Annotated in this window: 17 protein-coding genes; 10 read left to right on the top strand and 7 right to left on the bottom strand. The window is 65.4% G+C overall.

Translation table 11 applies throughout. The features are described 5' to 3' along the window. Positions 1 to 62: 62 nt before the first annotated feature. The 4 genes from xseA to J2S45_RS02090 all read left to right on the top strand — a co-directional run bounded on the left by xseA (position 63) and on the right by J2S45_RS02090 (position 4405). Positions 63 to 1304 carry an exodeoxyribonuclease VII large subunit gene (xseA, locus tag J2S45_RS02105; protein ID WP_270975041.1) on the top strand — a complete coding sequence of 414 codons (1242 nt, stop codon included), beginning with the start codon at positions 63 to 65 and terminating at the stop codon, positions 1302 to 1304. A gap of 2 nt (positions 1305 to 1306) precedes the next feature. Beyond that, positions 1307 to 1597 (top strand): exodeoxyribonuclease VII small subunit, encoded by a 291-nt coding sequence (locus J2S45_RS02100; protein ID WP_270975042.1) that lies wholly within the window; start codon positions 1307 to 1309, stop codon positions 1595 to 1597. Continuing rightward, positions 1594 to 2550, top strand: a complete 957-nt coding sequence (locus J2S45_RS02095) for a carbohydrate kinase family protein (protein WP_307634394.1) — start codon at positions 1594 to 1596, stop codon at positions 2548 to 2550. Before J2S45_RS02100 ends, J2S45_RS02095 begins: the two co-directional genes overlap by 4 nt. A gap of 322 nt (positions 2551 to 2872) precedes the next feature. Continuing rightward, positions 2873 to 4405, top strand: a complete 1533-nt coding sequence (locus J2S45_RS02090; protein WP_307634393.1) for a BCCT family transporter — start codon at positions 2873 to 2875, stop codon at positions 4403 to 4405. Positions 4406 to 4486: 81 nt separating this feature from the next. Here J2S45_RS02090 and J2S45_RS02085 read toward each other — a convergent pair whose 3' ends face one another. Further along, positions 4487 to 5248, bottom strand: a complete 762-nt coding sequence (locus J2S45_RS02085; RefSeq protein WP_307634392.1) for an isoprenyl transferase — start codon at positions 5246 to 5248, stop codon at positions 4487 to 4489. 113 nt (positions 5249 to 5361) lie between these two features. Between J2S45_RS02085 and trhA the strand changes: the two genes are divergently transcribed. Beyond that, positions 5362 to 6102: a PAQR family membrane homeostasis protein TrhA gene (gene trhA / locus J2S45_RS02080; protein WP_307634391.1), complete on the top strand. Its 741-nt coding sequence runs from the start codon at positions 5362 to 5364 to the stop codon at positions 6100 to 6102. Between the two features lie 16 nt (positions 6103 to 6118). On the opposite strand, the gene mca is transcribed toward trhA, so the two are convergent. After that, a complete protein-coding gene (gene mca / locus J2S45_RS02075; protein ID WP_307634390.1) occupies positions 6119 to 6988 on the bottom strand; it encodes a mycothiol conjugate amidase Mca in 870 nt (289 codons plus the stop codon). Positions 6989 to 7273: 285 nt separating this feature from the next. On the opposite strand from mca, the gene greA reads away from it, so the two are divergent. The 3 genes from greA (at position 7274) to J2S45_RS02060 (ending at position 8974) form a co-directional block, all read left to right on the top strand. Continuing rightward, on the top strand, positions 7274 to 7747 hold the full coding sequence (greA, locus tag J2S45_RS02070; RefSeq protein ID WP_270975052.1) for a transcription elongation factor GreA: 474 nt from the start codon (positions 7274 to 7276) through the stop codon (positions 7745 to 7747). 26 nt (positions 7748 to 7773) lie between these two features. Then, positions 7774 to 8421, top strand: coding sequence for a peptide-methionine (S)-S-oxide reductase MsrA (msrA, locus tag J2S45_RS02065; RefSeq protein ID WP_407702497.1), 648 nt, complete (start codon positions 7774 to 7776; stop codon positions 8419 to 8421). A gap of 109 nt (positions 8422 to 8530) precedes the next feature. Then, positions 8531 to 8974: an FKBP-type peptidyl-prolyl cis-trans isomerase gene (locus J2S45_RS02060; RefSeq protein WP_307634388.1), complete on the top strand. Its 444-nt coding sequence runs from the start codon at positions 8531 to 8533 to the stop codon at positions 8972 to 8974. Between the two features lie 140 nt (positions 8975 to 9114). On the opposite strand, the gene putP is transcribed toward J2S45_RS02060, so the two are convergent. Further along, positions 9115 to 10713: a sodium/proline symporter PutP gene (gene putP / locus J2S45_RS02055; protein ID WP_307634387.1), complete on the bottom strand. Its 1599-nt coding sequence runs from the start codon at positions 10711 to 10713 to the stop codon at positions 9115 to 9117. Between the two features lie 207 nt (positions 10714 to 10920). Here putP and J2S45_RS02050 point away from each other — a divergent pair, with 207 nt between their 5' ends. Next, complete coding sequence (locus J2S45_RS02050) at positions 10921 to 14397, top strand: proline dehydrogenase family protein (protein WP_307634386.1); 3477 nt, start codon at positions 10921 to 10923, stop codon at positions 14395 to 14397. A 79-nt stretch (positions 14398 to 14476) separates the two neighbouring features. Here the strand turns inward: J2S45_RS02050 and J2S45_RS02045 are convergent, their stop codons facing one another. From J2S45_RS02045 to J2S45_RS02030, 4 genes are all read right to left on the bottom strand, one after another. Next, on the bottom strand, positions 14477 to 15163 hold the full coding sequence (locus J2S45_RS02045) for a hypothetical protein (RefSeq protein ID WP_307634385.1): 687 nt from the start codon (positions 15161 to 15163) through the stop codon (positions 14477 to 14479). Positions 15164 to 15285: 122 nt separating this feature from the next. Beyond that, positions 15286 to 16074, bottom strand: coding sequence for an ATP-binding cassette domain-containing protein (locus tag J2S45_RS02040; RefSeq protein WP_307634384.1), 789 nt, complete (start codon positions 16072 to 16074; stop codon positions 15286 to 15288). Further along, positions 16071 to 16445 carry a GntR family transcriptional regulator gene (locus J2S45_RS02035; protein WP_307634383.1) on the bottom strand — a complete coding sequence of 125 codons (375 nt, stop codon included), beginning with the start codon at positions 16443 to 16445 and terminating at the stop codon, positions 16071 to 16073. Before J2S45_RS02035 ends, J2S45_RS02040 begins: the two co-directional genes overlap by 4 nt. Before the next feature lie 234 nt (positions 16446 to 16679). Next, positions 16680 to 17540 carry a Bax inhibitor-1/YccA family protein gene (locus J2S45_RS02030; RefSeq protein ID WP_307634382.1) on the bottom strand — a complete coding sequence of 287 codons (861 nt, stop codon included), beginning with the start codon at positions 17538 to 17540 and terminating at the stop codon, positions 16680 to 16682. Positions 17541 to 17961: 421 nt separating this feature from the next. On the opposite strand from J2S45_RS02030, the gene J2S45_RS02025 reads away from it, so the two are divergent. After that, positions 17962 to 18849: an ATP-binding cassette domain-containing protein gene (locus tag J2S45_RS02025; RefSeq protein WP_307634381.1), complete on the top strand. Its 888-nt coding sequence runs from the start codon at positions 17962 to 17964 to the stop codon at positions 18847 to 18849. The last annotated feature ends 1 nt before the right edge of the window (position 18850 follow it).

Genomic DNA, 18850 nt, shown 5'->3' with positions numbered 1-18850 from the left:
CCGCACGACGCCGGCACGTACAATCCCGGCCCGCCCGACCGCCCAACCGGTAGGCTGAACCCGTGAGCATCAAAGTCCCCGACGACCTACCCCCACTGGCCCACCTGACCAGCCCCGAGCACCCGTGGCCGCTACGCCTGCTGTCAGCGAAGATCGGCGAATACGTCGCCAAGATGTCACGCCTGTGGGTGGAGGGCGAAGTCATCGCGCTCAAACGCCGCGCCAACGCCCGCGTCCAGTTCTTCACGCTCGCCGACCTCGAAGAGAAGATGACGATCACGTGCAAGATCTGGTCACATAATCTTCCGCCCACGATCAGCGAGGGCTCGCGCGTCATCATCGCCGCCAAGCCTGATTTCTGGACGGGTAACGGCTCCCTCTCGCTGCAGACCGACGAGATCCGCATGGTCGGTGTGGGTGACCTCCTCGCCCGCATCGAACAGCTCAAGGCCAGGCTCGGCGCCGAGGGCCTCTTCGACCCGGCAAAAAAGAAGCCCCTCCCCTTCCTTCCGCGCAAGATCGGCCTCATCTGCGGGCGCAACACCCAGGCGATGCACGACGTCGTCGAAAACGTCCAACGCCGCTGGGCCGCGGCCCAATTCGAGATCCGCGAGGTGCAGGTCCAGGGCGCCGGAGCCGTGGAGGCGATGATCCCCGCGCTCCAAGAGCTCGACGCGATCGACGACGTCGACGTCATCGTCCTCGCCCGCGGCGGCGGTTCCGTCGAGGATCTCTTCCCCTTCTCTGACGAGCGACTCGTGCGTGCCGCGTTCGCCGCGACCACCCCGATCGTCTCCGCGATCGGCCATGAGCCGGACTCCCCCGTCCTCGACTTTGTGGCCGACTTCCGGGCCTCCACTCCCACCGACGCGGCGAAGAATATCGTGCCCGACGTCGGCGAGGAGCGCGTGGGACTCACGACGACGGTGCGCCGCGGCCGGATCGCGGTCGATCACCTGCTCGACTTGGCCATGGGCGAACTGGCCACACTGCGCGCCCGGCCCGCGCTCGCCCAGCCCGAAGCGATGGTCGACAACCGGGCCGAAGACCTCGCCGACCTGCGAGAATGGTCGAATACCCACATCCGCCGTATCCTCGATTCGCACCGCTCCGCGCTCGATACCGAGCTTGGCAGACTGCGGACCTTATCCCCACTGTCGACGCTCAAGAGGGGCTACGCTGTCATTAGAACCGAGGATGGACTCGTGGGTAGCGTGGACGGCGTCACCACAGGCGCCAAGGCGCGCGCAACGCTCCATGACGGCACCCTCGACATGACGATCAACCGCGTCACGAAGGGATGACCATGGCCAAGGCCCTGAGCCCGCAAGAGCTCGATGAGAAGGTAGCCGAACTCAGCTACGAAGATGCCCGCTCGCGCCTCGTCGAGATCGTCACTCGCCTCGAGCAGGGCAACATCCCCCTCGAAGACGCCCTCACCATGTGGGAGCTTGGCGAAGCCCTCGCCCGCCGTTGCGAATCATGGCTCGACGGCGCCCGCGAGCGGCTACGCGCCGCCCAGACCGCCGCGAGCGGGCAGGCCGGCGCGGCCGCCGCCCCCGCCGATCGGGCGGATGCCCCGGAAGAGGAGGCATGATGAGTTGCCTCGTGATCGGCGAGTCCCTCATCGACGTCGTCAAGCGCGGACCCAACCAGACCACCCGTCATCCCGGCGGCTCGCCGATGAACGTGGCCGTGGGTCTGGCGCGCCTCGGCCGCCGAGTGAAACTGCTCACCCGTTTCGGGGACGACTTCGACGGCGACACAATCCGCGACTACGTGGAAGGCGCCGGCGTGACCCTCATGCCGGGGGCGGTGGACACGGACGCTACGTCGATCGCGATGGCCTCCCTCGACGAACACAGGCACGCCACCTACCGATTCGATGTGCACTCCGCTTACGTCGACCCGCCCGCCGCCGGGGAGAAGCGAGCCGCCCTGATCACCCACCCACCGCTGCACGTCCACATCGGATCGATCGGAGCCCACCTGCGCCCAGGATCTGACACCGTGCGGCGGTGGATCGAACTTCTTAGCCCGCATTCGACCGTCTCCTACGACCCGAACGTGCGCCTGTCGATCCTCGGCTCGGCGGACTCGATCGTGGCGGACATGGAGGCGATGTTGCCCTACATCGACATCGTCAAGGCCTCCACCGACGACCTCCACATGCTCTTCGGCCCAAGCGCTGATTCGATGGCGTTCGTCAACCACCTCTTCGAGCGCGGGGTCAAGTTCGTGTCCATCACCGACGGACCGAACGGCTCGCAGTTCTTCACCCCCGCCATCTCGATTCACATCCCGGCCGCGCAGGTCAAGGTGGTAGACACGGTTGGCGCCGGGGACGCCATGATGGCAGCACTCATCGACTCCCTCGCCCGCATCTCCGTACTCGGCGAGGACCGGGCTCGGCTCACCTCGATCTCGACCCAGATGTTGCAGTCCGTGGGCGAATATGCCTCGCGCGCGGCGGGGATCACGGTCTCACGGGCGGGAGCCAACCCGCCCACGCGGGCCGAGCTCAACGACGTCGTCGCGAACCTCCTCTAGCTGTACCTCCCCGCAGGTTCGTCACCTCAGCATCCTTCGAGGTCACGGAAGCGGGGTGCGGGTGTTTGCCCGCCAAAGCCGCCTCTGGCCTTGGAAACGATCGCCTCAATCCTTCGCTTAGCCGGCGCGTGCGGCTTTCTGGCTAGTGGCATTGACCCGAGCCTCGATCACGCCACATCGCCGGCCCCCACCGCGTGCCGTACATAGCACTTTGCCCTTGGGGCACTAGGTTTTGTAGTGAATGATGGACACCTGGGTCATGCATCCCCTGACCCTGCCCACGCATTCCACCCACCCGCTCCGCACCATCTGAGGGAACATCGTGAAAGCAACAACCCGCAGGCCCGTCGTCCTCGCCTCCCTCGTCATTATTGCTCTCGTAGCGGGCGCGGCACTCGTCACCCCGACGGGCACGGCCTCGCTCCTCACCCGGGTGGTGGAAGCGGTCTCCGACTGGTTCGGATGGTTCTTCGTCCTCCTGGCCGCGACCGTTCTCGTCTTCGTCGTCGTCATTGGTTTCAAGTACTCCCACGTCCGTTTGGGCGGCGATGACGCGAAGCCGGAATACTCGACGTTTTCGTGGGCCTGCATGCTCTTCGCCGCCGGCATCGGCACCGACATTCTCTTCTTCGCGGTCTCCGAGCCCGTCCAGCAGTACATGAGGCCCCCGCAGCTCGAACCCCAGTCTCTCGCGGCCGCCGAACAGGCCCCGGTGTGGACCATGTTCCACTACGGTCTGCACGGCTGGGGCATGTACTGCCTCATGGGCATCGCCATGGGCTACTTCGCCTACCGGAAGAAGCTGCCGCTCGCTGTTCGGTCAACCCTTAGTCCCCTGCTCGGCAAGCGGACCGAAGGATGGGCTGGTCACAGCGTCGATGTGGCCACGATCGTGGCCACCATCTTCGGCCTGGCCACCTCCCTCGGCATCGGCGTCGTCATGCTCGCCACCGCTCTCGAGATTCTCGTCGGGCTCGAGGCCAACCGGTGGGTTCACCTCGGCCTGGTCATCCTCGCAATCACAGCCGCCACCCTGTCTGCCGTCTCAGGCATCAACCGTGGGATCAAGATCCTGTCCCAACTCAACGTGTGCCTGTCCCTGTTCCTGTGCCTGTGGGTTCTCATCACCGGTAACACGACCTATCTGCTGCGCTCCATCGTCATGAACATCGGCGACTTCGTGGCCCTGTTCCCGTCCATGTTCATGGACACGATGGCGATCGACTACCCCGAGGCCTGGATGACACTGTGGACGTTATTCTTCTGGGCCTGGTGGATCGCCTGGGCATCCTTCGTCGGCCTCTTCCTGGCACGCATCTCCCACGGGCGCACGATCGGCCAATTCGTTCTCGGCACCCTCACCATCCCCCTGCTCTACGTGGGGGCTTGGGCCACGATCTTCGGAGGCCGGGCCATTGAGATGATCCGCGGCGGCGACCTCGACTTTGCCGAACTAACCCTGGCTAGCCCCGAGCGCGGCATTTTCGCGCTGCTTGAGACCCACCCCATCCCCACCGTCATCATCTCCATCGCCTGCCTGACCGGGCTTCTCTTCTACATCACCTCAGCCGATTCAGGTGCGCTCGTCATGGCGAACCTCTCGAGCAAGCTTCCCGACCCGAGCGTCGATGCTCGCCTGCCCATGAGGGCGCTGTGGGCGGTCGCCACGGGCGTGCTCACGATCGCGATGCTCATTGTTGACGGGATTCCGGCCCTTCAGAACGCCACGATCATCATGGGCCTACCCTTCGGGTTCGTCATGGTCGGCGTCATGATCTCCCTGGCTCGCTCCCTCAAGGATGAAGGCGAGCACCCGGCGGCGGAAGAAACGCGCACCGAGCCCCATTCGGCCTAGACTCCCCGCGCGGGCGCCACTTCCCCACGCGGGTCCTTCGTGCCCTCATCGCCCGGGCTCCGCCCCACGTACCTGCGCCCCCTACTTTCCCATGCGCCGCTCACGGGCGGCGTAGTCGCGCAGTGCGCGCAGCAGGTCCGTGCGGCGAAACTCTGGCCAGTAGGCCTCGCAGAAGTAGAGTTCCGTGTGGACCGTCTGCCACAACATGAAGCCGCTCATGCGCTGTTCACCGGAGGTGCGGATGATGAGGTCCGGATCGGGCTGCCCCTTGGTGTACATGTGCTCGGTGATGGCACCGATGTTGATCTCGTCGGCCACCTGATCCAGCGTGGCCCCATCCCGGGCGCGTTCGCGCAGGTAGGTTCGCACGGCGTCGGTGATCTCATGGCGCCCACCGTAGCCGACTGCGATGTTGACCGTCATACCGTTTGCCGCCGCGGTGCGCTCCTCGGTGGCGCGAAGCCGGGCGGCGAACTCGTCGGGCACGAGCTTGAGGTCGCCGATGATGCGGATCTTCCACCGCCCACTCGCGCCCAGATTCTCCACGGTGTCGGCGATGATCGCCATCAGTGCAACGAGCTCCTCGGACGATCGCTTGAGGTTGTCGGTGGAAAGCATCCACAGCGTGACGATCTGGATTCCGGCCTCCGCACACCAGTCGAGTACCTCGCTCACGTGGTCGGCGCCCTTGCGGTGCCCCGCCGACGCCGACGAGCCCAGCTGCTTTGCCCAGCGCCGGTTGCCGTCAAGGATGATCCCCACATGGCATGGGCGGCGATCCGGGTCGATTTCGCGAGTGAGGCGCCGCTCGTAGAGCGAATAGAGAAACTCGGGCACGCGCATGAGCCAACCTTTCCTACACTGGTATCCCCAGTCTAACCGCACTCCGCCAGGCGTTTCGCCACGTCACGTACTTACCCCTTTGCTCCGCCCGGTTTTAGGCATAGGGTAAGGGCATGATCGATCACGCATCCCCCGCTAACGGCAACGTCAAGCCAAAGACGCCGGCGCCCTCGGTCCGCCACAAGCCCTCGACACGCGCGGAACGCAAGTCCTACTTCGCCGCCCTCCCCAAGCCGAAGGTGCGCGGTTGGATTCATGCCATCACCGCACCGTTGGCGCTGGCCAACGGCATCCTGCTCATCATCTTCGCCTCGGGCACGGCGGCAACCCTCGCCTGCGTCGTCTTTGCCCTCGCCGCGGTTTTGCTCTTCGGAAACTCCGGCCTGTACCACCTGGGCAATTGGGGCGAGAAGGTTCACGCCGTACTCCGGCGCATCGATCACGCCAACATCTTCCTCCTCATCGCCGGCACCTACACCCCGCTGTCCGTGGTGCTCCTGCCCGCGAAGACGGCGGCACTGGTGCTCGGGATCGTGTGGAGCGGGGCTATCATCGGCACCCTCATTCATGTCTTCAAGATCAGTGCCCCGCGGTGGTTCCTCGTGGCGCTCTACGTGGCGCTCGGCTGGGTGGCGCTCTGGTTCCTGCCCAACTTCTGGACCGCGGGCGGTCCGGCGATCGTCATCCTGCTACTCGCCGGCGGTATTGCCTACACGATCGGCGCCGTGTTCTACGCACTGCGCTGGCCCAACCCGTGGCCGAAGTGGTTCGGCTTCCACGAGTTCTTCCACACGGGCACCGTGATCGGCTACGCCTGCCATTCGGTGGCGGTTTGGCTCGCGCTGTTCGTCTAGGCCTCTTCGTCTAGGCTCAGTCCACCAGCTCCACGCCCGGCACGCGCTCGAACAGGTCGGTCTCGACGCCGGCCGGTTGCCCGACCGTCGTGAGCGCCAGCACGTACTCCTCCCACGGCCAGACCTTGGCCTCCAGGTCGCGGGGCATGGCGAAGAAGAAGCCGTCGGGGTCGATCTGGCTGGCGTGGGCGCGCAGGGCGGCGTCACGCTGGGGAAAGAAGTCGGCCACGTCGATGCGGGCGGAGGGCTGGATCGCCACGGTGTCACGCTCGAGCCACCAATCGAACGGGCTGTCCAGGCCGGCAGCGCGTAGGGCGGCGTCGAAAGCCTCGATGCGCGGACGGTTGAACATGACGTCGTAGTACACCTTCGACACCTGCCAGGGCGCGCCCGCCTCGGGGTAAGCCTGGGGGTCGTGTGCGGCGGCAACCGCCATGATCGAAGCGATGTGGGTGCGGATGTGATCCGGGTGCGGGTAGCCGCCGTTCTCGTTGTAGGTCAGGAGCACCTGTGGTTTGAACTCGCGGATCTCACGCACGAGCGCCTCCACAACGACGTCGAGCGGCGCCATCGCGAAACTACCCGGATCCAGGGCAGGGAGCGGGTCTCCCTCCGGCAAACCCGAGTCGACGAAGCCAAGCCAGCGGTGTTCGATCCCGAGCGCCTTGGCGGCGCGGGCCATCTCCTCACGACGCACGGCGGGCAGGTTGGCTGCCAGGTCGGCGTCGTCGACGAGACGAGGGTTGAGGATGTCGCCGCGTTCCCCACCGGTACACGTGACCACGCGGACCCTGCCGTGCTTGGCGTACTTGGCCATCGTGCCGGCGCCCTTCGAGGACTCGTCGTCAGGGTGGGCGTGCACTGCCATGAGTCTGCGTTCTGCCACAGTTCCTCCTCGTCGATAGGCATCACGGCAGAGTATAGGACAACGGCGGAAGGCGAGCCGAGTGCAGGATGTTTTCTCACACCCGGCCCTCGTGGCGCCTGTCGGCCGAGGCGGGCTTCGACGCCACCCCGGGCCACCACTCCGCCCTGAGTAAACACCCTCGAAATCCCTTGAAGCGGGTGTGTTCTTGGTGTTATTCTCGCCAGATACGTGCCCGACATGGTGGGCATGTTTTTATATGTCGCGTCTGCGCCTGTGGGCGCTCGCACCGTAAGGAGGAACCTCATGGCTGAGACCACGTGGCTGTCGAAGGAGTCGTTCGACCGCCTCTCCGCCGAGCTGGAGGAAATGAAGACGACCGGCCGCGCCGAGATCGCCCAGCGTATCGAGGCTGCCCGCTCGGAGGGCGACCTCAGGGAGAACGGCGGTTATCACGCCGCCCGCGAGGAGCAGTCCAAGATGGAGGGCCGCATCCAGGAGCTGACCTACCTCCTCGAGCACGCCCAGGTTGGCGAAGGCGAGCAGGCCACCGATACGGTGGCGCCCGGGCTCATCATCACGGCCACGGTGAACGGCAAGGAGAAGCGCTTCCTGCTGGGCGCCCGGCAGGCTCAGGATTGGGTGGACGTGGATGTCTACCCCGAGTCGGCGCCGCTGGGCGAGGCGATCATGGGCCTGAAGGTGGGCGAGTCCACCTCCTACATCGCGCCGAACGGTAAAGAGTTCACCGTCAACATCCTCTCGATCGAGGCCCACTAGTGTTTATTCGCCGCACCGCACCATCCATGGTCGTGGCGGAGGATGCGTTGCCCGGGCGCGGCGAGCCGATCCTCATTCATCCGGCACCGCACCTCAAGCTTGGCACGGATATCCTCGCACCCGTTGGGGAGGGCCAGGCGGAGATCTTTCTCGCCGCCGGCTGCTACTGGGGCGTGGAGGAGATCATGTGGGACCTGCCCGGGGTGGTGACCACGGCGGTGGGCTTCATGGGCGGTTTCACCCCCAACCCCACCTACGGCGAGGTCTGCACCGGGATGACCGGCCACACCGAGACCGTCCGCGTGGTCTATTCGGGCACCGATCCGTTGCCCCTCATCCTCAAGACGTTCTGGGAGTGTCACGACCCGACCTCCCTCAACGCGCAGGGCAACGACGTCGGCACCCAGTACCGCTCGGCTATCTTCACCACGACGCCCGAGCAGTCGCGCCTCGCAACCGAGTCTCGTGACGCCTACGACGACGTGCTGCGCGCCGCCGGCCAAGGCCCCATCGTCACGCAGATCGTTGACGTCAGCCAGACCACCGGGTTCTTCCCGGCCGAAGAAGATCACCAGCAGTACCTCATCAAGGTGCCCCACGGCTACCGTTGCCATGCCAAGACGGGCATGGCATGCCCGATGCCGGGCGCAGGTCCGCTCGCGGATCTTAGCTGACGACGCCCGCTCGCCGGGTGCGCTTGGACCCGGCACCACCTTAGCGGGCATGTTTGGCGTGGACACACGGTAGACTGGGCACGGTTGTATTCACCGTTGAAAGGCTGTCATGGGCATCATCTACCCTGAAGTGTCGGGTTCCTTTGGCCAGACCCCCGAACTCACGTTCCCCGAGGGCGCCGAGGCGCCGAAGGGGCTCCGCGTCAAGGTCTTGGAGGAGGGCACCGGCCGGGTCGTGCACGCCGGGGACGAGATCGAGGTCGACTACCACGGCCAGATCTGGGACGGCCCGATCTTCGATTCCTCCTACTATCGCGACGGCGAGGCCGTCTTCCCGATCGGTGTGGGCATGGTGATCGAGGGCTGGGATGAGGCGATCGTCGGCAAGCAGGTCGGTTCGCGCCTGCTCATCTGCGTGCCCCCGTTTAAGGGCTACGGCCCGCAGGGCAACCCGCGCGCCGGCATTAAGGGCGACGACATCCTGGTGTTCGTGGTGGATATCAAGGGAATCCAGGATTCGGCCTTCAATTTCAACACGCTCCACGACAACTGATCGGCGCCGGGTCTAAAGTTTCCTGGACGAGTTTGGGGCGGTCTTCTCATATGTGAAGACCGCCCCAAACTCGTCCGGTGCTTTTACAGTGCCTCGCGCAACGCGCTCGTCGCGCCCACGATGGCCGCCGGAGCCTGCTCCTACTTGGGCAGCTCGACCTCGCTGCCGTCGTCGGCGACGAGGGTGGCCGACCGCGGCTTGTAGCCGTCGGGGTTATCCGCCACCACCTGGCGCACCTCGGCCGTGAGCGCGTCGTGGCGCGACCAGTCCTTCGTCAGCGCCACGGCGGTGTCGAATTCCTTTTCTACGATGGCGTTGGGCCGGTAGGTCAGCGAGGACATGATGTAGGTGACCACGAGGTTGACGATGAATCCGGGCACGATCTCGTACAGGTCGAGGATGCCGCCGTCGAGGTTACCCCACACCGCCACGGTCACGGCACCCATGATCATGCCGGCCAGCGCGCCGAAGCCGGTGAGCTTGCGCCAGTAGAGGCTGAGGACGATGGTGGGGCCGAAGGAGGCGCCGAAGCCGGCCCAGGCGAAGGCCACGAGCCCGAGGATCGTGTCGTTCGGGTGCAGGGCGAGTCCCGCGGCGAGGACGGCGATGCCGGCCACCGCGATTCGCGAGAGCATCACGCCCTTCTTCGCCGAGAGCTTGTGGTTGGTGAACGTCATGTAGACGTCCTCGATGAGGGCGGAGGAGCTGACGAGCAGCTGGGAGGAGATCGTGGACATGATGGCCGCGAGGATCGCGGCGAGCATGAAGCCGGCGATGAAGGGGTGGAAGAGCAGCTGGCCCAGCGCGATGAAGACCTGCTCGGGGTTGGCGAGCATCGACGTGTCGTGCTTGTAGACGGCCACGCCCACGAGTGCGGTGAACAGCGCCCCGAAGACGGCCAGCAGCATCCAGCCGATGCCGATGCGGCGGGCGGAGGAGGCCTCCTTCGGATTGCGCAGAGCCATGAAGCGGACGATGATGTGGGGCTGGCCGACGTAGCCCAAGCCCCAGGCGATAGCCGAGATCAGGCCGATGACGGTGACGTTCTTCATCGGGTTGAGGAGCTCGGGGTCGACGGAGCGCGTCGCGTCGAGCATGGCACCGAAGCCGCCCACGTAGAAGATGCCGACGGCGGGGACGAGCACGAGCGCGAGGAGCATGATGGTGCCCTGCACGGCGTCGGTGTAAGACACGGCGAGGAAGCCGCCCACCAGCGTGTAGAACACGGTGATCGCGGCGATGAGGAGCATGCCCATCTTGTAGTCCACACCGAAGGCGCCCTCGAAGAACGTGCCGCCGGCCACCAGGCCGGAGGAGACGTAGAAGGTGAAGTAGAACAGGATGATGAAGCCGGAGACGATGCGCAAGCTGTGGGTAGAGTCGCGCAGGCGTGAGTCGAGGAAGGACGGAACCGTGATCGAGTTGTTCGACACCTCGGTGTAGGAGCGCAGGCGGGGCGCGACGAACTTCCAGTTCAGCCACGCGCCGATCGTCAGGCCGATCGCGATCCAGAACTCGAATACGCCGGAAAGGTAGAGCGCGCCGGGCAAGCCCATGAGGAGCCAGCCGGACATGTCGGATGCGCCGGCGGACAGCGCCGCAACCGCTGGATTGAGTTGGCGTCCGCCGAGCATGTAGTCATCGACGTCGGACGTCTTGCGGTAGGCCCACAAGCCAATCGCGATCATGAGGAGGAAGTACAAGACCATGGTGAAGATCTGCCATGCTGTATCGCTCATCGATATTCTCCCTATTTGTTGTTGGTGAGCCAGTGGTCATGTGCGCCATGCAACACGGGCGATTGAAAGCGAGAATACCCGAAAATAACTCGATGTAAAGAGAATTTCGATAAATGACCACTTTTTCAGTGGCTCGACGTCACTCGCCGTTCTACAATGAGGGCACTTGGCCCTCGTCGGCCACACGACTGCAAAGATGGAGATACAGTGGCAGAAGTCAAGAATGACGTCGATTTTTCCAAGGTGGCGCACGCAGCCATTGACCAGGCTAAGACATGGGCCAAGCGCTCAGCATCCTTCCCCGAGGATCGCGCTGGCAAGTTGTTGTCTCAAGTCCTCAAAGGTGAGGGCGGGCTCGACTTCACGGTCCAATTCGTTGACGGTGTGATCCGCCCCGAGGACCCGAAGACCCGCGCACGCAACCTCAACAAGCTTGTGAAGAAGCCCGCGAGCTTCCTTCCCTCCTACCTGTCGCTACCCGCAAAGGTCGGTGGCGCACTCGCTCCCGCATCCCCCACGTTCATCACCGAGGCGGCCTTCCGAGTGTTCCGCATGCTCGTGGGCAACCTCGTGCTGGACACGACGCCGAAGAAGCTCGGCCCGGCGGTGAAGAAGCTTCGCTCGGACGGTTCGCGCCTGAACCTCAACCTGCTCGGCGAGGCGGTGCTCGGCAAGAAGGAGGCCGCTCACCGCTTGGCCGCCGTCAAGGAGCTGCTCGAGTACGACTTCGTGGACTACGTGTCGATCAAGGTCTCCTCGGTGCTCGGCGTCCACAACCCCTGGGGATACCAGCAGGCGGTCGACCAGGCGGTCGAGGCGCTGTTGCCGCTGTACCGCACGGCGAACAAGGGCGGCAAGTTCGTCAACCTCGACATGGAGGAGTACCACGATCTCCATCTGACGATCGACGTCTTCACCGGCGTTCTCGATCGTGACGAGTTTAAGAACCTGCGTGCCGGCATCGTGTTGCAGGCCTACCTGCCGGATTCCCTTCCGGCGATGGAGCGCCTGCAAGCGTGGGCCGCTCGGCGCGTGGCGGACGGCGGCGCCCCGATCAAGGTACGCCTGGTCAAGGGCGCAAATCTGCCGATGGAGCAGGTGGACGCGCTCATGCACGGATGGCCGCTCACCGTTCAGCCGTCGAAGGCTGCCACGGACGCGAACTACATGCGCGTCCTGGAGTACGCGATCCGCCCCGAGCACATCAAGAACGTCAACCTCGGCGTCGCCGGCCAGAACCTCTTCACCCTCGCCTTCGGCCTCAACCTGGCCAAGGCGCGCGGCATCAAGGAGGGCCTGGAGGTGGAGATGCTCAAGGGCATGGCCACCAACCAGGCGCTCGCCGTCCGTGAGGACGTGGGCCGGATCCTGTACTACGTGCCCGTGGTCAATCCGGAGAATTACGACGTCGCCATCTCCTACCTCGTGCGCCGACTGGAGGAGTCCGCGGCGCATGAGAACTTCATGTCCGGCGTCTTCGAGATCGCGGACAACGATTCGGTCTTCACTCGCGAGCGCAACCGTTTTGCCACCGGCGTCGTGGCCGCGTTCCCGGAGGCGGACCTCGAGGCGGCGATGAGCCCGGTCAACGAGGTTCCTACCCTCACCTTTGGGCCGAACCGCCACCAGAACCGGCTCACCGACGACGTCGAGCTGCTCATGTCCTTCCGTAACACTCCCGATTCGGATCCGTCGCTGCCGGCGAACATCGAGTGGGCTAACCAGATCTTCGCCAAGATGGGTGCATCGGAGCTGGGTGTGAAGGGCGCCGACGACGCCCGGGTGCGGACCGTCGAGGAGGTGGAGAAGATCGTGGCTGAGGCGCGCCAGGCGGCGCCGGAGTGGGCCGCGACCACGGGCGCCGAGCGCGCCAAGATCCTGCGCCGGGCCGCCCAGGTGCTGGGCGAGCGCCGCGCGGACCTCATCGAGGTTGCCGGCTCTGAATGCGGCAAGATCGTCGCTGAGGCCGACGTGGAGGTCTCCGAGGCGATCGACTTCGCCAACTACTATGCCGACCTGGCCGAGGAGCTGGACCGGATGGAGGGCGTGCGTTTCTCCCCCGCGCCCGTCACCGCGGCGATCCCGCCGTGGAACTTCCCGCTGGCGATCCCGGCTGGTTCCGCGTTGGCCCCGCTGGCCACCGGCTCCGTCGTCATCTTCAAACCCGCCGAGCAGGCACGCCGCTGCGGCGCCGTCATCGCGCAGGCCTTGTGGGATGCCGGCGTGCCGAAGTCGGCCCTCCGCCTCGTTGACGTTCACCCGGACGAGATGGCCGAGGTGGGTCAGGCGCTCGTTACGGGTTCGGATCAGGTGATCCTGACAGGCTCGATCGATACCGCGAAGCTGTTCCGCTCCTGGGAGCCGGACCTGGCGGTTTTCGCCGAGACTTCGGGCAAGAACGCCATCATCGTCACCCCGCAGGCCGATATCGACCTCGCCGCGAAGGACGTCGTCCAGTCCGCCTTCGGGCATGCGGGCCAGAAGTGCTCGGCGGCGTCGATCGCGATCCTCGTGGGCGCGATGGGCTCCTCGGAGCGTTTCATCAACCAGGTGGTCGACGCGGCCGAGTCGCTCGTCGTGGATTACCCGACGAACCCGTCCGCCGAGATGGGCCCGATCATCGAGCCGGCGGCCGGCAAGCTCAAGCGTGGCCTGACAGAGCTCGAGCCGGGTCAGAGGTGGCTGCTCAAGCCGCGTCAGCTGGACGATTCAGGTCGCCTGTGGTCGCCCGGTATTCGCGACGGCGTCACCCCCGGCCAGGATGCGCACATGACCGAGTACTTCGGTCCGGTGCTCTCCATCATGCACGCGCAGACCTTGGAGGAGGCGATCCGGCTGCAGAACGCGGTGGAATTCGGCCTGACTGCCGGCCTGCATTCGCTCGACCCGGAGGAGATCAGGCTGTGGCTGTCGAAGGTGGAGGCCGGCAACGTCTACGTCAACCGTGGCACGACGGGCGCGATCGTGCGCCGTCAGCCGTTCGGCGGCTGGAAGCGTTCGCAGGTGGGCACCGGTTCGAAGGCGGGTGGGCCGAACCACCTCATTGGCCTGTCGCACGTGGAACCGGTCGAGGTGGCTGTGCCGGAGCAGTTTGCCGCGCTGTCCTACCCCACGTTGAGCGAGTTCGACACGCTCGCCGCGAAGGTGCCCGCCGAGCATGTGGGCCAGTACCGGGCCGCGTTGCGGAGCGTGGAGGCGGCGCTCAAGGAGCACTACTTGGCCGAGCGTGACGTTTCGGCGTTGGGCGTAGAGAAGAACGTCTTCCGCTACCGGCCCACGTCGGTCATGGTACGGCTGGAGGACCCGGAGCAGTGGTGGAAGGTTGCCCCGATGGTGGCCGGCGCGCTGACGGGTAAGACGGCGGTGGAGCTGAGCGTGGCCGACGACCTGCGCGACACCGTTGCCCAGGCGTTCCGCGCCGCCGGCGCGACTGTCTGCGTGGCCTCGACGGCCCAGTGGCTGTCCGACCTGCCCAAGTCCGAGACGCACAAGGTGCGCTACTTCGGCGAGGATCCGCGCGCCGTGGCCGAGGCGGTGGGCGGCTCGGTGGACGTGGCCATCTACTCCGAGCCGGCCACGGGCAACGGCCGGGTAGATTTGCGCCCGTTCTTCCTCGAGCAGGCCGTGGCCGCCACGAATCACCGCTTCGGCGATCACACCATGTTGCTCGACGGCGTGATCTAGGCGCCGCGTGAGTTGGTGGGCCGGCCCCTCGAGGGGCCGGCCCACCAACTTTTATGTGGCCTGCTTCAACTGTCGTGCACTATCCCCGGCGCATCGGCAGAGTTCGTAGAAGTAGCCAGGTCAGGCCCCACAGCGCGAGGGCGACGGCGAGCACCATCGGCGCGGCGCCACTCGGACCGAGGTTGACCGCGGGCAAGGATTCCAGGGCCGGGATCATCTGAAGGAAGTAGGTGATGAACGCCGCCAACGTGTAGGCCACTACTGACCCGACGATCACGACCCACCATGCGAAGCGCACGAACAGCGCGGCCCCGAAGAGTCCGCCCGCGTAGACCAGTAGCAGCACGGCTGGGATCACCGCCAGGGTTGCGGGGCTCACGCCGGTCAGCTCCGGCCGCTCGATCAACGACGCCAGCCACCACACGAGCGCTCCGAGCGCCGTGTACGTCAGCGTGAAGACCAGACCCAGCGTACTCAGCTTGGCGAAGATCTGCCGCCGGGTCATTCCCGCGCCGAGCATCGTGCGGCTCAGCGCCGCGCCGATGCAACCGAACGCGAGCATCAGACTCATGCTCACCAAGATCACGCCCGCTGCCGAATTCCACGCTGTCATCTCCAGCCCTCGGGGATGGATCACCCCGAACAGATCAGTGGAAACGAAGAGCCTGACGTCGACGGACTCCGGGGTCAGATAGGCCAGCGCAACCGAGACCACGAAGGTGGCAAACAGCGCCAGCGTCGAAGCGTAGAGAGCTTGGAATTCCATCTTCATGCCCCTGACCGGCCGGCCCGCAACGCGCGGCGAATTTCGCCGGTATCCCACATATACCAGCCCTGCTATCAGCACAATGGCAAGGGCTAAGGCCACTAGTAGCTCGAGCATCCACGTCATGATTCTTTCCCCTGTTCCTTTCCGGCGTTCAGCTCCGTCAGAGCCTGCGCGCCCGTGCGTCGGTGATTGATGGCCGCGAGCACGTCGGTGAGCGAGGCGACGCGGTCGGTGGAGTAAGCCGCGCGGACGTCGTCGGCGCTTCCGGCCGCCACCAGCTGGCCCTCCTCCATGATGAGGACGTTCTCCAACAGGTCCTCGATCTCGTCAACGTTGTGGTTGGAGATGATGATCGTGCGAGGGTGATCGATGAAGTCCTTGAGCAGCACGTCGTAGAAGTCGCGCCGGAGCACCGCGTCCATGCCGAGGTGAATCTCGTCAAAGATCGTCAAAGGCGCGCGCGAGCCGATGCCGAGTGCCGCGAAGAATGCCGACTTCTGCCCACGCGAGAGCCCGCCGGGGCCTTTCCTCACCGGGATCTCCCACGCGTCGAGCAGGGAGTAGACGACCTCCCGGTCGAAGGTGGGCCGCACGCGCTCCCACAGGTCGATCGTTCGGGTGAGCCGCTGATCTTGGAGCACGGCCGGCGACTCGGAGACGAAGGCGATGTTGGGCATCACTCGCGGGTTTTCCCAGACGGGCTCGCCGGCCACCGTCACCTCGCCGGTGGCCCTCATCTGCCCGGCGATCAGCATCTCCAGCGTGGTCTTGCCCGAGCCGTTACGGCCGAGCAGACCGGTGATCTTGCCCCGTTCGATTGTCGCCGACACGCCGCGGACAGCCTGGTGGCGGAAGTAGCGGTAGCCGACGTCCTTGAGCGAGACCTCGTAAGGTGCAATGGTTGTCATCTCTCCTCCAAGAAGTCGTTGACGAATGCGCGGATGTCCTGCGCCGTGAAGCCGAGGGCGAGACCCTCGGCGAGCACCGGGCCGAGGCGGTCGGCCGCGTAGGCCTGCCGGCCGCCGGAGCGGAGGATGGAGGCGGCGTCGTCGGTGACGAACATGCCGATGCCCCGCTGCTTGAAGATGATGCCCTCCGCCGTGAGTTCGTTGAACGCCTTGTTCGCCGTGGCCGGGTTGATCCGGTAGGTGGTGGCGTATTGCGTGGTGGACATAAGCTGATCGCCCGCTTGTAGCTCGCCGCGAATGATCCGGCGCCGGATATCCTCGGCGATCTGCTGGTAGATCGGCGTCTTCGAATCAAACTCGAGGTCGTCCACGGGCCCTCCTTTCCAGGTGAGCGGCACCGCCGCTTGGGTTAATTGCATAACTAATTAACCCACGAAGCGATGTGCTTGTCAAGCCCATCAGGAACACCCGACGCGGCGAGCAGCAAGGCGTGCGCAAGCCCGGCCTCCCGCGGAAAGAACAGCGGTTCTCAGGCGCCACGCACAAGGGGACTCAGGCACAAAAAAAGGGGCCAGTCCACGCGAACTGGCCCCTCCTTCCGCGCCTTAGCGGTCCGAGAGAATCGCGATGATGCGAAGCACCTCGACGTAGATCCACAGGATCGTCATGACGATCGCGATGCCGACCGTCCACGAGAACTCACGCGGAGCACCGTTGACGATCGCGGTATTGATGTCCTCGAAGTCGCCGATCAGCATGTAGGAGGCGATGAGGATCATGCCCGCACCCAAAAGCACGCCCAGCGGGATACCCGCGACCTCGTACCCGCGCGCGCCCCACGCCTGGTCGAGCACGCCCGTCCACATAAGCACCAGGTTAACCAGTGAGAAGATGAGGTAGCCAAGCGCCACCGTGATGACGATCTTGCGCCCCTTCGGCGTAGTGCGGACCGTGCCCGAGTAGTGCAGCGCCAGCGTCACGCCCACAATGATCGCCGTGGCCAGGATCGTCTGGACCGCGATACCCGGAATAAAGAGATCGAGGGCGGCCGTCATCGCGCCGAGCGCCACGCCCTCCAGCACCGCATACGCGATCGCCAGGCCAGGCTTGACCATCCTCTGGAACGCCAGGACCATGCCGACGACGAACGCGCCCAGCACCGAGACCATAGCGGCCGGCATCCACGCATCCGGCGGCAAAAGGATGGCCGTCGCCACGCCGGAGACGAGGGCGATGCCGAGGAGGAGGCCCACCTTGTTGAGGGCATCCTTGTACGTCATTCGCTCGGTGGCGAAAGCGCCCGGGCCGGCGACGTCGGCGCCCGGTTGGGCATAGGCCGCATACTGATCGCCGTACTCGGTTTGACCGTAGCCGTACTGGTCGCCAAACTGAGTCTGGTCGAACTGGTTCGGCCGCGCCTGCTGAGTCGAGAAGTAAGGATTACGTGTCGTAATCGGGTTGCTCACGGGAGTCTCCTTGAAGTAGGGCCACGAATCGGGCCGTCCACTCCTAATACTAACCACACGGTAACTAAGGGCAATCCACCCACGGTCTTTTTTCCCCAAAGAGAAACGCTCCCACCGGCCGCAGATGCCAGGCGGCTCAACCCGACGCCGAGCCGCGCGTCGCCGGACGCTGTACACAACGCGCGTCGTCGGACGCTGTGGAGAATACGTCCGTGGTAGGACGCAATCGCGGATACTGACCCCGTACGCTGATACCGGCCAGCACCACATGCGTGACCACGAGGAGGACACGATGATCACCGTCGAGAACCTGACGAAGGACTACGGCAAGAAACGGGCTATTGACAACCTGTCGTTCTCCGTGCGCCCCGGCGCCGTGACAGGATTCCTCGGGCCGAACGGCTCGGGATAGTCCACCACGATGCGTTGCATTGTTGGCCTTGACCGCCCCACATCGGGCCGGGTGCTGATCGGGGGAACCGAGTATCGCAACCTCGCCTCCCCGCTCACCGCCGTCGGCGCGCTCCTAGATGGGAAAGCGTTTCACCCCGGACGAACGGCCAGGCAGCACCTGCGGGTCGTGGCGAAGACGCACGGATTCCCCCAGGAGCGCGTCGACGAGGTCATCGGCTTTACCGGCCTCGAATCTGTGGCGGGCAAGAAAATTAAGGGCTTTTCCCTCGGCATGGGCCAGCGCCTCGGCATCGCCACCGCGTTGCTCGGGGACCCGGCCGTCCTCATCCTCGACGAACCGGTCAACGGCCTCGACCCCGACGGCGTGCGCTGGGTCCGCTCCACGATGCGGGCGCTCGCCGCGGAGGGCCGTAGTGTCCTCGTCTCCTCCCACCTCATGAGCGAGATGGCTCTGACCGCCGACGACCTCGTCATTATCGGCCGCGGCCACCTCATCGACTCCGGCCCGATCTCGAAGTTCACCGAATCCAACCACGGCATGCGCGTGCGGGTCTCGGGTCCAGACATGGCCACCATGCGCCGCACGCTCAGCCAGGCGGGGTGGGAGGTTCACGACGTCGCCCCCGGCCACGCCAACCCGCACGGCGCCTTTGAGCTGCCGGGCCTCGAGCGCGAACAGGTCGGCCACCTGCTCTTCGAGCGCGGGGTAGAGATCCACGAGCTGACCGAGATTCACTCCACCCTCGAGGACGTCTTCATGGAGCTCACCTCCGACCAGGCCGAGTTCACCTCCGCGCCCGCCTCCGCGCCCGGTTCGGTGCCAGCGCCCGGCCCGGCCCCGATGGCCCCTGCGGCCACGCCCGTCCCGCCCACACGAAACACCCGGGAGTCCTAAG

The organism is Trueperella abortisuis (genome assembly GCF_030811095.1).
GTDB classification, from domain to species: domain Bacteria; phylum Actinomycetota; class Actinomycetes; order Actinomycetales; family Actinomycetaceae; genus Trueperella; species Trueperella abortisuis.
The sequence above is the reverse complement of the archived record's forward strand: the minus strand, read 5'-3'. Positions and strand labels throughout refer to the sequence as shown.